Origin of the sequence: Streptomyces sp. NPDC094034 (assembly GCF_040303865.1) — a bacterium.
Lineage (GTDB): Bacteria > Actinomycetota > Actinomycetes > Streptomycetales > Streptomycetaceae > Streptomyces.
Genome location: NZ_JBEOUD010000005.1, coordinates 194185 through 207215, shown reverse-complemented (window position 1 = coordinate 207215; position 13031 = coordinate 194185). Strand labels below are relative to the sequence as shown.

Genomic DNA, 13031 nt, shown 5'->3' with positions numbered 1-13031 from the left:
AAGTACGGGCCGGGACATCCGATGCGATGACGCACATGACGCATACGCCCGACGGGGGGAGTTCGAGGATGGCATGGGATGAGTGGGAGCACCTGAAGACCGAGGTCACGGAGCGGAAGTCGGCGGAGATGCGGCTGAATCAGCTACCGCCGGGAGGTGGAGGCGATCAGGATCTCGTGGTGCGCCAGGACGATCTGGGCGCTGTGGGCCATGAGGCATACATGCTCTATGACCAGTTGAGCGGACAGGCCGACATCGCCGGAGCGGGTGCCGACGACAGCGGCTCCGGATCCACCATGCGTGCCGGAGCGGAGCTGAAACTCCATCGCTTCGCCATGGGCTCGGAGCTGGAGAACACGGTCAGCGTGTGGACCGCCCAGGTGAAGACCGTGCTCCAGGCTTGTGCGCACATCTCCAATCACCTGGACTACTCGGCGAAGGAATACGCCAAGGAGGACGAGGCCATCGGTGCCGTATTGCGAAACCGCAGCGGCGCGGCTGTCCCCGTCTCGCGCCTCAACGAGTACTTCACGTAGGCGGCAGGGGGCGGAGACGATATGGACTACGACGACCTCGTAAGCGTCGATCTCGGCAAACTGAGCACCGCGGCATCCGATTGGAAGACCGTGTTCCAGGACCTGGAAAGGCTTGCGGACAACGCCCGTGACGGCATGAAGGCGAAGTCGGACAAGGCGCGCTGGCAGGGCGTCAACGCCACGGTGACCCGAGCCTTCGTGGGCAAGACCGCGAAGGAGTTCGACGACCTGCGCCGGGAGGCCAAGAGCATCTGGAGCGTCATGAACGACGCCCATAGCGAGTTGGAAGGTTTGCAGCGCCGGGCCAAGGACCTCACCGAAGACGCGCGCAGAGCCGGGTTACTGGTCACCAGTGGCCAGGACGGGAGGGTCAGCGTGATGGAGGCGCAGTGCACCCCGGAAGGCGCGGGCCAGAAGAAGCTGGACGAGATGCAGTGGTACGCCGACACCCTCACCGGCATCGTCAGCCACGCCGGCGAGATCGACGAGGCGACGGCCCGCGCGCTGCGCGGAAGCCACGGCGGCAACCCGGACAACGCCGGACACGGTACGTACACCTCGCTCGACGAGGACATGTTCCCCCGGGCCGTCGATCTGGCCCGGCTCGGGAACGACGCCGACCCCGCCCAGCGGCAGGAGCTGCGGCGGCTCTGGGAGTCCCTGAGCCCCGAGGCACGGGCACGGTTGTGGTCCCAGCAAAGGGACGGCCTTCTGGACGCCGACATTTTCGCTCCCCAGGTACGGCGCGGAGCCGCCGACGACGGGGCCGGCCCGTACGACGTGGAGGATCCGGGCTGGGGCGATCGCTGGATCCACGCCCAGGCCGGCATGATGACGGACGCGGGCGACTTCATCGGGAACACCGATGCTTCCCGGCATATGAATCACTATCTCGAAGGCTCCGGGGACACGCTGAACCTGGATGTCGACAGAATGCTGACGGACGACGAGGCGCTACGGCTGACTGCGGAGACGTCGGTCGCACAGCAACAGGACAGATGGCGACAGCAGGCCCTTGAAGCCTTTGAGCAGTCGGGTGGCAAACCGGTGACCATCCCGGTGGAAACCCCTGCCGTCGGCTACACACACAGCGATCGCGACTGGTACCTGGCGATCGGCAGCGCCATGTCCAACACCACGGGCGCCGTCACGGTAGTACCCGGCGCGGACGGCAGGCCGCAGGTGACCCTCGACTACCAGGTGAACGTGTGGGACAGGTACAACTGGGATCCTGGGAAAGCCACCCCGATCGGTCCGACCACGGTGACCGACGCCGATATGGCCCGACTGCATACGACGGGCCTTGCGAGGGAGTTCGACATGCGAGGCAGCGGTTCGACACAGCATGTCGAACTGGGTTTCGATCCCGCCCAATTGCCCGATCCCCCGGACCCGGGACGCGAAGGAGAGCGTACGGACCCGGGTCGCGAAGGAGTGCGGTGAAGAACCGTAAGGCCCGCGTCGCCCTCGCCCTCGGGTGGGCCGTCGTGCTCGGTCCGGCCCTGGCCTCCTGCTCGACCGCCACGACCGGCGACGCCGCCGGCGTGCGCGGCCAGGTGCCCAGCTGGGCCGAGGACGCGACGCCGGCGAGCGTCAGCGAGCAGCTCGGCGTCCGGATCCCCGCGACGGCCACCGATCGCCGGGCCGCGCACCAGAACGGCTTTCAGGACGACGGGCTGCTGCTGGCGTTCTCCCTGTCCACCGCGGAGGTCGACGCGTTCGTCACGGGACTGTCGCCCGAGCGCGAACTTACGCTGCGGGACGAACCTCTCCGGAAGTCCGTCAAACCCACCACGCCCTTCTCCCACCTCGGCCTCGCGGAGCCCGAGACTCTTTCCGACGTCCGGGAGGGGCAGATCTGCGCACCGTGCGAGGGGCAGCTGAACTCCCTTCAGATCGCGGTGCATCCGCTCGACGACCGGGTCAGCCGCATCTATCTCAGGGGGGTCGACTGACCGCGTCCGCGACGCGCACCCTCCTCGGGTCTCGCGGACGACATCACGACCTCGCCATCCATGACCTGCCCCCAGAAGGACGGGTCCTCGCTGAAGTTCTGCGCGAGCCGGGCCGCCGTCCGCCCGCCCTCAGTCCCCGCAGACCGCCCCCGGCGGCACCTCCGCCGGTATCGCGTCGCGCTCCGCGCTCGTGAGGGTGCGCTGTCCGGTCACCGCGCAGAGTCGAGCCGCCCACTCTTCCGGGTCCAGGCGTACGGGGATCGTCTGGCCCTCGTCGTCGTACAGGAGCGTCGAACCGTCCGCCGAGACGGCCGGGAACGTCCCCGGGGTGGCGTTCATCGCCGTACCGAAGTCGAAGGACTCCTCGGCGGAGCGGCGTCCGGGCTCGTAGATCCGCACCTTCCCCGCGTCCGCGACCAGGAAGCGCCCCTCGCCGTCGATGAACTCACCGGTGAATGCCCCGCCGCCCCCGCTCCCGCCGGCCCCGCTGACCGGTCCGAGTTCCCTGCGGGCCGGGTCGAGTCGCCACAGCTCCCAGTCGCCGCCCCGGCGGAAGACCGCGAGGTACCGCCCTGTGGCGTCGATGCGAAGGCCGGTGGCGTCGGGCCCGATCTCGACCCGGAGTTCCTTGACCTCGCGCCCCGTACGGAGGTCCACGACATGCAGGAAGGTGTCACCGAGTACCGCCACATGCGCCTCCTTGGGGTACGGCCAGGTGACGGGGGAACCGCTGCTCCCGTCCAGGTCCAGGTCCCTCAGGTCGGTCCGGTGGGTGCGCCGGCCGCTCCTGGCGTCCCAGCGCTCGACGGTGGTGTCGGTGGTGGTGAGCAGATGCCTGTCGTCCGTGAACTCGTACAGCGAGGGGTCGTCGATCTCCGCGGGGCTGAGGACGCTGACCTCGCGCAAGGACGGCACCTCCCGGATGACGATGTCCGAGTCCGTGGGGTCGGCGACCAACGAGCCGTCCGTGCTGACCTTGAGGCTGCCCCGCGCCACCGGGGCCGGCCGCTCCACCGAGGCGGCCGTCGTGAAACCCCCGGCCACGGACCCGGCATCGGCCCCGGAACGAGCCCCGGCCCCAGCCACGCTGTGCGTCCGTATCAGTTCCTCGGCGCGCCACTTGCTGATCGCCGTGGCACCGTCCGGCGTCAGGACGGCACCTACCGCACCACGGTCCGCGGGAAGGAACTCCTGCACGTCGGCGGACATTCCGGTCACTGTCACGCCGGTCGGGCCATACCCCAGGAGAGAGAACCGACCGTCCTCCCACACCAGTCGGCCGTACGGCTGGCGCCTCCCCAACGCGGCATCCGTCGCCGCGATCCCCGCTCGCGCCCCGATCTCGGAGATCAGTTTCCGCTGCTTGGTGTCGGCCAGCCACATGACGTCGCCCACGAGATCGCCGACCGCGATGTGCCGGCCCGTGCGGTCGATCGCCATTCTCTCGACGCAGGGGCCGTCGCTCGCGAACCGGCCGCTCTCCTTGCCGTCCGCCACCCGAACCACCTGGTACAGCGCCTTCGCCGAGACATCGGTGCCCCGGCAGAAGGCCACCGCGCTTCCGTCGCCTGACACTTCCGCCCCGTTCACCCCGGACACGACGGTGCGGGGCGGGCGGGAGCCCTCGTACGCGCGGAGCGTGTAGTCCCTGCCCGCCATGAAGTCGCCGGTGTACGCCAGCACCGTGTCCCGGTCCGCCCCGAACCAGACCGCCAGGAAATCCTGGCCCTCCGGAGGGGTGATCCTGCGGACGACGGAACCCTTGGCGAGATCCCAGACCACCAGGTCGTCGCTGACGACCGCCACCACCCGGCTCCCGTCCGACGAGACCGCGGCCTGCCGGAATGCCGAGCCGCGGGTGGAGGCGATCGGCGCCGGGGAGATCGTCCGGCCGTTCGCCACCAATGTGTCCGTTTCCGCGCGGACCTGGTACCAGAGCAGTTTTCCGTTGGACGCGACGTAACCGGCGCTCTTCCCGTCCCGCGCGACCACCGGATGATCCGCCTCCGCTTTGGCCGGCAGATGGGCCCGGCGTATCCGCCCGTCGTCGTCCCGTACGAAGAGCGTGGCCCGGCCGAGCGCGGTGGTCGCCAGCACGACACGCCCGTCCTCGCTGGCGGCGACCTGCCGCACCCTGCCCAGCGTCCCCGACATCAGCCGGCTCGCCCGCCCGTACGTGAGATAGCTCTGGAGCAGTGCGTCACGCGCCGACTCCGTGGGCGACCTGCGGTACGCGGAGATCGCGAGGAGCGCGGACAGCGCCGGGTCGGTGGCGCGCAGGTCCGTCGAGGCCGCCGCCATGGAACGGGAGTCCGCCTCGGCGGCGCGTTCCTCGGTGACACCGGTCTGGTAGACGAAGAGCGATCCCAGCACCGCCGCCAGCGCCAGTACGGTGCCGATGCCCATGAACAGGCCGCGTCTGCGCCGGGTTCTCGTCCGTTCCCGGTCGCGGCCCCGGCGCAGGAAGTCGGCGTCGGCCTCGCTCAGATCCTCGCCGCGCTCGCGCTCCCAGCGGCGCGCCACGTCCAGGGCCGAGGCGGCGGGCAGCAGGTCGGGCGCGCGGTCGGCGGCCTCCCAGCGTTCACGGTCGTGCCGGATCCCCTCCCGCCAGGCGAGGAAGTCCCGGTCGCGCTCCACCCAGACGCCGAGCCGGTGCCATGCCCGGATCAGCGTTTCGTGGGCCAGCTCGACGGTCTCCCGCTTCTCGTCGTCGAGACCGATGACCACCAGCCGTTCCCGGGCCAGTGCCCGCGCGACCGCCCACTCCGGCTCGCCCAGCTCGGCGCGGGGCACGACGCGGCGCGTGGCCGCCGGGCCGCCGAGCGGCAGCCGGACGAGTCGGGTGAACAGCCGCCGCGCCGTGGCCTCGCCCGCCCCTTCCGCGCCCTCCGCCCGGTCCTGCCCGCCCGTCTCCCGTACCGCGCGCAGCCATACGGTCTCGGCCCGCTCGGCCAGCGCGCCGCTGACGCCGCCCAGTTCCTCGTACGCCCCGTGGGTGAGCAGACCGCCCCGCTGCCGCTCCCACAGCTGGTCGAGGGTGAACTCCAGCAGCGGCAGCACTCCTTGCGCGTCCCCGCAGTCGGCGAGGATGCGCTGCTCCAGCCCGTCCGCGTATCCGACGGACGCGATCGCCTCCACCGGCAGGACCACCGCCTGCCGTACCTGTTCCGCGGACATCGCGGGCAGGAGGAGGGACGTGCCGCGCAGGGCGCGTTCCAGACCGGGCCGTGCGCTGACGGCCTCCAGGAAATCGGCGCGCAGGGTCGACAGCACGCGCAGCCCCGACGGCGGGTGTTCGGGGAACAGCGCGGCGACGGCCTCGGCGGCGGACCGGGCGCCGGTGCCGTGGTCGAGAAGTTCCTCAAGCTGGTCCACGACCACGACGAGACCGCGTACGCCGCGCGCGCGACGTGTCCGCGCTCCCCTGCTCGTACGCGCCCCGCCGCCCGTGTCCGTGTCCGTGGCTGTACCCGTGCTCATGCCCGTACCCGTACCCGTATCCGTATCCGGGCCGCCGCCCGCACCCGTCAGCTGCGCCAGGATCTCCCCCCAGCCGTGCACGGAGAGCTCCGCCTCCACCACCCGGCTCTCCTCGCGCTGCGCGCTGCCGGTCAGCTCCGGCCTGGTGAGCCGCGTCAGCTCCATGGCGAGGCCGCCGAGCAGACCGGAGGGACCGCCCGGCCGTACGATCACGACGGCGTGTCCCGCCTTCCTCAGCCGGGGCACCACACCCGCCCGTACCAGCGACGACTTACCGCAGCCTGACGGCCCGAAGACGGTGACCACCGGATGCTCGGTGACCAGCGCGGCGACCTCGTCGCTCTCCTCGTCCCTGCCGTGGAAGACCTCGCTGTCGCTCTCCTGGAACGCGGACAGACCCCGGAACGGCGAGGGCGGCAGCACGGCTTCCCGCAACGACGGTACGGCGAGCAGTAGTTCGCCGGTCGGGATGAGGAAGGCGGACGGCTGCTGGGGGTCGGCGGCCACCACCATGCCGACCGCGGCGCCCAGCCGCTCGTCCCACACCGGTGCGCCGCTGAAGCCCCGGCTGATCGCGTGGTTGCTGCCCGCCGCCCGCTCGACCTGGAGCCAGCCGGCCCCCTGCCGCGCCCGCAGCACCCCCGCGTGCCACACCCCGTCGGCATGGCGGGCCGGGAAGCCGAAGGTCCGCACGGGGTGTCCCCATACGTCGTCCGCCTCGGCCATGCGCAGGGGCGCGGAGCCGGCGAGGGTGGACCGCAGGCGCAGTACGGCGATGTCCCGGGCCCCGGACGGGCCGTCCTCGGGCCAGTACTCCACCGCCGCCGCAACGGCCGCCGGACCGTCGACGGGACCGGTCACCGGGCCGAGCGGCAGGTCCACCTCGACCGTCGCCCCGGCGGCCGGGCGCTCGTCGTCGTCGAGTCCGAGTGCGGAGGCCACGACATGGGCGCAGGTGACGGCCAGTTCCCCGGTCACGAGGAAGCCGGCGCCGACGGCCGTACCATCGGGATAGCGGACCCTGAGCACCGCGGCGGCGAGCGGATCGGGCGTACTCGCTGTCTCCACCACGTACACCCAACTCCCCTGTACGACTTGGTCGTTTGTTGGCGAATTATTGAATGTTTGATTGCCCTGATCAGTATGGCGCGCGGAGGGATCTCGTGTGGAGCCATCGAACGAACGCGGGCGACCACATCAGCCGTTCGTATCGATCGGGTGCCCGAAGGGCATGTCCTCAACAGGTGTGCGGGCGCTCCCTGTCGGCCGAGTACAGGTGGCTGTCGCGGAACTGCTCCGCGCCGAGCGTCCTGCCGACCATGATGACCGCCGTCCGCACCACTCCCGCCGCCTTCACCTGGCCGGCGATGTCCTCCAGCGTCCCGCGCAGCACCAGTTCGTCAGGGCGGCTGGCCATCGCCACCACCGCGGCCGGGCAGTCCGCCCCGTAACGCGGCAGCAGCTCCGCCACGACCCGGTCCACATACCGCGCGGCCAGGTGCAGTACGAGCAGCGCCCCGCTCCGGCCGAGGGTCGCCAGGTCCTCGCCCTCCGGCATCGGGGTGGCCCGCTGCGCGATCCGCGTGAGGATCACCGTCTGGCCCACGGTCGGGACCGTCAGCTCACGCTTCAGCGCGGCGGCCGCCGCCGCGAACGCCGGTACGCCCGGCACCACTTCGTACGGCACACCGGCCGCGTCCAGTCGGCGCATCTGCTCCGCGACGGCGCTGAAGACCGACGGGTCGCCGGAGTGCAGCCGGGCGACGTCGTGGCCCTCCTCGTGCGCCCGGACCAGCTCGGCCGTGATCCCGTCCAGGTCCATCGACGCGGTGTTCACCAGGCGCGCGTCGGGCGGGCACTCGGCCAGCAGCTCGCGCGGCACGAGGCTGCCCGCGTACAGACACACCCGGCAGGCGGCCAGCCTGCGGGCGCCGCGCACCGTGATCAGATCGGCGGCGCCGGGACCGGCGCCGATGAAGTACACCGTCATCGTTCGTCTCCTGCCGAGGGGGCTCCCGCCGGGGGGACCCGCGGAGGGTGGTCCTTCGTGACCGCCCACTGAGTGACCGGCATGGCCTGCCGCCAGCCGGTGAACCCGCCCACCGGAACGGCGTGCGCGACCGCCAGCCGTACGAGTTCCCCGCCCAGGCGGCGGTACCACTCGGCCAGCAGCGCCTCGGACTCCAGCGTCACGGTGTTCGCGACCAGCCTGCCGCCCGCGGGCAGCGCGTCCCAGCAGCTCTCCAGCAGCCCCGGTACGGTCAGCCCGCCGCCGATGAACACCGCGTCCGGCACCGGCAGTCCGGCCAGCGCGCCCGGCGCCCGGCCGGTGACCACGCGCAGCCCCGGGACGCCGAGCTCCCGCGCGTTACGGCCGATACGTTCCGCCCGCGCGGGATCGCGCTCGACCGAGACGGCGCGGCAGGAGCGGTGCGTACGCATCCACTCGACGGCGATCGAACCCGACCCGCCGCCGATGTCCCACAGCAGCTCGCCGGGCGCGGGCGCCAGCGCGGCCAGTGTCGCGGCGCGCACATGGCGCTTGGTGAGCTGACCGTCGTGTGCGTACGCGGTGTCGGGCAGACCGGGTACGGCGCCGAGGCGCGGCGCGCCCGGCGCGCGCCGGCACTCGACCGCCACGACATTGAGCGGATCGCCCGCGGGCTCCGCCCACTCCTGGGCGAGGGCTTCGATGTGCCGCTCGTCGGCGCCGAGTTGTTCGAGTACGTGCATCCGGCTCGGGCCGTATCCGCGGTCGGTCAGCAGCGCGGCCACCTCGGCGGGCGTCGCCGCGCCCGCGCTGAGCACCAGGACCCGGCGCCCGTCGTGCAGGGCCGCGGCCAGCAGTTCGGCGGGGCGGCCGACGAGCGTGACCACCTCCGTGTCCTCCACCGGCCAGCCGAGCCGGGCGCACGCGTACGAGACGGACGACGGATGCGGCAGCACGCGCAGCGCCCCGGCCCGCCGGAGGTCCGTGCCACGGGTCTCGGACGGATCCTGGGACAGGCCACCGGGCAGGACATCAGACAGGGCATCGGGCAGGGCATCGGGCTGGACCCCGGACAGGACCTCGGACAGGGTCCGCCCGATCCCGTGGAACATCGGATCCCCGCTGGCCAGGACGGCGACCCGGCGCCCGGCATGGGCGGCGAGCAGCCCGGGAACGGCGGGGCGCAGCGGCGACGGCCACGGCACCCGCTCGCCCGCGCACTCATCGGGGAGCAGGGCCAGTTGCCGGGGGCCGCCGATGAGCACGTCCGCCTCGCGCAGCGCGGCCCGCGAGCCGCCGGGCAGCCCCGCCCAGCCGTCGGCGCCGATCCCGACGACAGTCACCGGAAGCATCGGCGGCACCGGAGGCACCGGCGTCGGCGCCCGGGGCGCTGGGGGCCGGGGCCCGTCGGGCCTCTCGGGTCCGGCAGGCCTCTCGGGTCCGGTTGGCCCGTCGGGTCCTGTGGGCGCGGAGTGCTGGGCGGGGCTCACTGCCGTACACCTCTGAACTGGGGGAAGACCGAATCCGCACTCTACTGGCCGCCCTCCGGACGAGATGCGGGAGACCCTTACCTATGGAACCTTGAGGTGACCACCATGGCCGCCGGCCGACACCGGCCCCCGGCCCGTCTCCTCACCGAGGGAGCGCCCCATGACGGCCAAGAGGGCACTTGCTACCGGATGGACGGTCTTCGCCGCGGTTCTCATGATCTTCGGCGGCGTGATGACGATCCTGGCGGGTATCTCCGCCATCGCCAACGACGACATCTTCCTGGCGACGCGGAACTACGTGTTCTCGTTCAGTCTCCTCGGCTGGGGATGGGTCCATCTCTTCATCGGCGCCATCATCTTCGTCGCGGGCTGCGCGCTGTTGCGGGGCGCGGTGTGGGCGCGCGTGGTCGGTGTGATCCTGGCGGGTCTGGGCGCGATCTCGAACTTCCTCTGGATCCCGCGCTATCCGCTGTGGGCCCTTGTGCTCCTCGCCGTCGACCTCTTCATCATCTGGGCGCTGTGCGCGGGCGACCGGCGCCGCTCCGAGAGATGAGCCAGGCGACGGGCTGAGCACGAGCCCCGCCGGGCCGGGTCACGGGTCCCGCCGGCCCGGCTCACGGGCCCGTGGGGCGTGTCACGGGCCCGGCGGGGCGATGCCCGCCAGCAGCGCCCGTACGGTCTCCCGCGCGAAATCCGCCTCGCTCCGAGGACGCAGAACGCCCTCCGGGGGGTCCGGGGCGAAGAACAGGTCCAGAAAGGCCCGGTGGAAGCAGGCGCCGACGAGAAGCAGCGCCGCCGCGTCCGGGTCGATGTCCGGCGCGACCCGGCCCAGCTCCTGTTCCGCGGCGAGATACGCGGCCACGGACCGGCTCACCTCGTGCGGCCCCGAGCCGTCGAGCCCGAGCCGCTTGCGATGGGCCACGAGCAGGTCGGGGCTGGCGAAGAGGGACGCCGCCATCGGGAACGTACCCCGGTAGAAGAGCACCCCCACCCGGGCCACCTCCTCCAGATGACCGGCCACCTCCCCCTCGCCCACGCGACCGGGCAGCCGTGCCAGCGCGTCCGTGAAGCGCGGCGCGCGCTCGTGCAGGACGCCGACGAAGATCTCCTCCTTGTCGCGGAAGTGCTTGTAGAGCGCGGCTTCCGAGCAGCCCGCCTCCCTCGCGATCTCCTTGGTCGTCGTGCGCGTCAGCCCCACGGTGCCCATCAGCCGCGCGGCGGCGTCGAGGATCCGCGAGCGCGTCAGGGCACCGCCGGTCAGGGGCGGCGCGGCGGCTTCTCGATGCGTACCGGTCATCTCGTACCCGTCATCTCGTGCCCGTCATGTCGTACCCGTCATGCCCGCAGCCTACTTTGACAAGTGAGTGAGTGCTCACCCACTATGGTGGGTAAGCGTTCACTCACCCCTGGAGGGGTCATGAAAATCGCTGTGCTGGGAGCCACGGGAGGCGTCGGACGGCAGATCGTCCGCCACGCCCTCGCGGACGGACACGAGGTTTCGGCCGCGGTACGGGACCCGGCCAGGCTGACGACGAAACACGAGTGCCTGACGGTCGTACGCGCCGACGCCCTCGACGCGGCCTCCCTGACCGAGGTCGTCGACGGGGCCGACGCGGTGCTGTCCGGGATGGGCCAGGCCGGCCGGCACGACCCGCTCAAGCCCGCCTCCACCTCGGCGCGGGCGGCGACCGAGGCGATGGCCGCGACCGGCGTCCGGCGGATCGTCGTGGTGAGCGCGGCGCCGCTGAACCGCTCGGGAACCGGTCAGCCGTGGCTCGCGCGCCAGGTCCTGATGCCCGGGATGTGGCTGGCGCTCAAAGAGCTGTACACCGATCTCGAACTGATGGAGACGATCCTGCGCGAGAGCGGGCTCGACTGGACGTCGGTGAGGCCGCCCCGGCTGACGGACGCCGACGGCAAGGGCGGCTACCGCCACGCCGTGGAGGCCGGCCCGGCCGCCAACGCGATCGCCCGCGCGGACGTGGCCCGCGCCATGCTGGACTTCGTCACGGACCGCGCGACCTTCGGGCACGCGGTCGGCGTCAGCGACTGACGGGACACCGGGCCTGCCGGATCCGACGCCCGGCCGCTCACTGCGGGCCTGCGGGCCTGCGGGCCGGAGACCAGCCGCCCGCCGCCGGCCGGAGACCGGCGGGACGAGGCGGGACGAGAACCGGGACCGGCCCGCGCTCGGCGATCGCGCGGGCCGGTCCCGGTTCCGTTCTCTGTTCAGCCGGTGGTACGCACCGGCGCGGCAGCGCTGTCCGCCGCCACCGCGGCGGCCCGCCCCGGCCGGAGCGCCCGCTCCGCCAGCGCCCCGAAGATCAGCCCGAAGGCCGTCCAGAGCAGCGCCTGTACGGCGATCGACGCCAGCCGGAACTCCCAGAGCAGAGCGGCCGGGAACGTGGCCGGAATGGCGTCGGTGTTGGCGGGCAGGACCAGACACGCCACCACCACGGCGACGACGTAACCGCCACCGGCGGCGACCGCCGCGTTCCAGTTGCCCAGACGTGGCGCGAGCCGCCGCCCCGCGATGACCGCGACGACCGCGAGCAACACGCTCAACACGATCATCAGGAAGAACAGCGTGGTGCGTGTGCCGATGGTGTCCGGGTCGCCGACCGCGGGCGGGTTCGCCGGATACTTCAGGAACGGCACCAGATAGACGGTGACGAAGGCGGCCCCGGCGAGCAGGGCCGCGGTCGCCCTCGGACCGAACCGGCCGAACCTGCCCAGGCAGCCGGCGAAGACCAGTGAGGCGATCCCACCCAGGGCCACCCCGTACACGAGGACACCGGTGGCCAGCCCGAAGGTCGACTGCACCGGCCGGCTGACCAGCTCTTCCTCCTCTTCTTCCGCTGCCGCGCCCTGCTGATGTTCCTCGGCGCCGTGCTGGTGCGCGGGCGCGGAGTGGGCCTCCTCCTGCGCGATGGAATCCCGTACCGAGGGCTCACCCGCCACATAGGCCAGCACGAACGCGCAGAGTCCGGCGAGGACGCCCGCGATCATGCCGCGGACGAGGAGGGTTCTGACGGTGGAGGCATGCATGTGCGTGATCTCCGTCGGTCGTCAGTGGCAGGGGAAGCCGAGGAGATGACGGCCGTCGTGAACCCACTCGTGCACCTCGGCACCGGAGAACACCGACGTCGCGCCCTGCTCCGCGCCGACGAAGTAGAGCAGCACCAGCATCAGGGTGCCGACGAACACGGCCCAGGGCAGTACCGCGCGGAGCGGGAGGGGGGTGATCGCGGTGCCGCCGGCACCGGTGGATGTAGCGGCCGGGGGCGCTATGGACTGCGCCATGGCACAACCTCCTTGGGGGAACTCGCGTCCCGTTCAGTGGAGCTCGAACGACGGCGTCCGGGTCTGACTCACCGGGACCCCCGCCGCGCTGTACGCGACCGGCGCCCGGCTTACAGTGGCGCGACCGTGCCGGATTCCCACCGGACTTCCGTTCCGCCGTCGTGATTTCGACGTGAAGGTACCGCGATCCGGGGGACCGGCCAAGAGGACCTCGTTCCGGAACCGGACCCCGACCCGGGCAGAACCCGGCCGGGCTGAGCCGGAGCGAGCCGGACCG

General features: G+C 72.0%; 11 protein-coding genes. 5 read left to right on the top strand and 6 right to left on the bottom strand.

Going from position 1 to position 13031, the window contains the following annotated elements; all coding sequences use genetic code 11:
• Positions 1–68: 68 nt before the first annotated feature.
• From ABTZ59_RS07665 to ABTZ59_RS07655, 3 genes are read left to right on the top strand one after another with little or no spacing between them, the layout of a single operon-like run.
• Complete coding sequence (locus ABTZ59_RS07665) at positions 69–536, top strand: hypothetical protein (protein ID WP_351392240.1); 468 nt, start codon at positions 69–71, stop codon at positions 534–536.
• 21 nt (positions 537–557) lie between these two features.
• Complete coding sequence (locus tag ABTZ59_RS07660; protein ID WP_351392237.1) at positions 558–1979, top strand: hypothetical protein; 1422 nt, start codon at positions 558–560, stop codon at positions 1977–1979.
• Positions 1976–2491: a hypothetical protein gene (locus ABTZ59_RS07655; RefSeq protein WP_351392234.1), complete on the top strand. Its 516-nt coding sequence runs from the start codon at positions 1976–1978 to the stop codon at positions 2489–2491. The genes ABTZ59_RS07660 and ABTZ59_RS07655 overlap by 4 nt, the downstream gene beginning before the upstream one ends.
• Positions 2492–2620: 129 nt before the next feature.
• On the opposite strand, the gene ABTZ59_RS07650 is transcribed toward ABTZ59_RS07655, so the two are convergent.
• The 3 genes from ABTZ59_RS07650 to cbiT form a co-directional block, all read right to left on the bottom strand.
• Positions 2621–7042: an nSTAND1 domain-containing NTPase gene (locus ABTZ59_RS07650; RefSeq protein WP_351392231.1), complete on the bottom strand. Its 4422-nt coding sequence runs from the start codon at positions 7040–7042 to the stop codon at positions 2621–2623.
• A 166-nt stretch (positions 7043–7208) separates the two neighbouring features.
• Complete coding sequence (cobM, locus tag ABTZ59_RS07645) at positions 7209–7961, bottom strand: precorrin-4 C(11)-methyltransferase (RefSeq protein ID WP_351392228.1); 753 nt, start codon at positions 7959–7961, stop codon at positions 7209–7211.
• Entirely contained in the window at positions 7958–9313 is a 1356-nt protein-coding gene (gene cbiT, locus ABTZ59_RS07640) for a precorrin-6Y C5,15-methyltransferase (decarboxylating) subunit CbiT (RefSeq protein ID WP_351392225.1), read from the bottom strand. Before cbiT ends, cobM begins: the two co-directional genes overlap by 4 nt.
• A gap of 298 nt (positions 9314–9611) precedes the next feature.
• Between cbiT and ABTZ59_RS07635 the strand changes: the two genes are divergently transcribed.
• Positions 9612–10004 (top strand): DUF7144 family membrane protein, encoded by a 393-nt coding sequence (locus ABTZ59_RS07635; protein ID WP_351392222.1) that lies wholly within the window; start codon positions 9612–9614, stop codon positions 10002–10004.
• 81 nt (positions 10005–10085) lie between these two features.
• Here the strand turns inward: ABTZ59_RS07635 and ABTZ59_RS07630 are convergent, their stop codons facing one another.
• Complete coding sequence (locus tag ABTZ59_RS07630) at positions 10086–10748, bottom strand: TetR/AcrR family transcriptional regulator (protein WP_351392219.1); 663 nt, start codon at positions 10746–10748, stop codon at positions 10086–10088.
• 120 nt (positions 10749–10868) lie between these two features.
• Between ABTZ59_RS07630 and ABTZ59_RS07625 the strand changes: the two genes are divergently transcribed.
• Complete coding sequence (locus tag ABTZ59_RS07625; protein ID WP_351392216.1) at positions 10869–11504, top strand: NAD(P)-dependent oxidoreductase; 636 nt, start codon at positions 10869–10871, stop codon at positions 11502–11504.
• 176 nt (positions 11505–11680) lie between these two features.
• Here the strand turns inward: ABTZ59_RS07625 and ABTZ59_RS07620 are convergent, their stop codons facing one another.
• Positions 11681–12499 carry a CbtA family protein gene (locus ABTZ59_RS07620; protein ID WP_351392213.1) on the bottom strand — a complete coding sequence of 273 codons (819 nt, stop codon included), beginning with the start codon at positions 12497–12499 and terminating at the stop codon, positions 11681–11683.
• Between the two features lie 21 nt (positions 12500–12520).
• On the bottom strand, positions 12521–12754 hold the full coding sequence (locus ABTZ59_RS07615) for a CbtB domain-containing protein (protein ID WP_351392210.1): 234 nt from the start codon (positions 12752–12754) through the stop codon (positions 12521–12523).
• Positions 12755–13031: the final 277 nt, after the last annotated feature.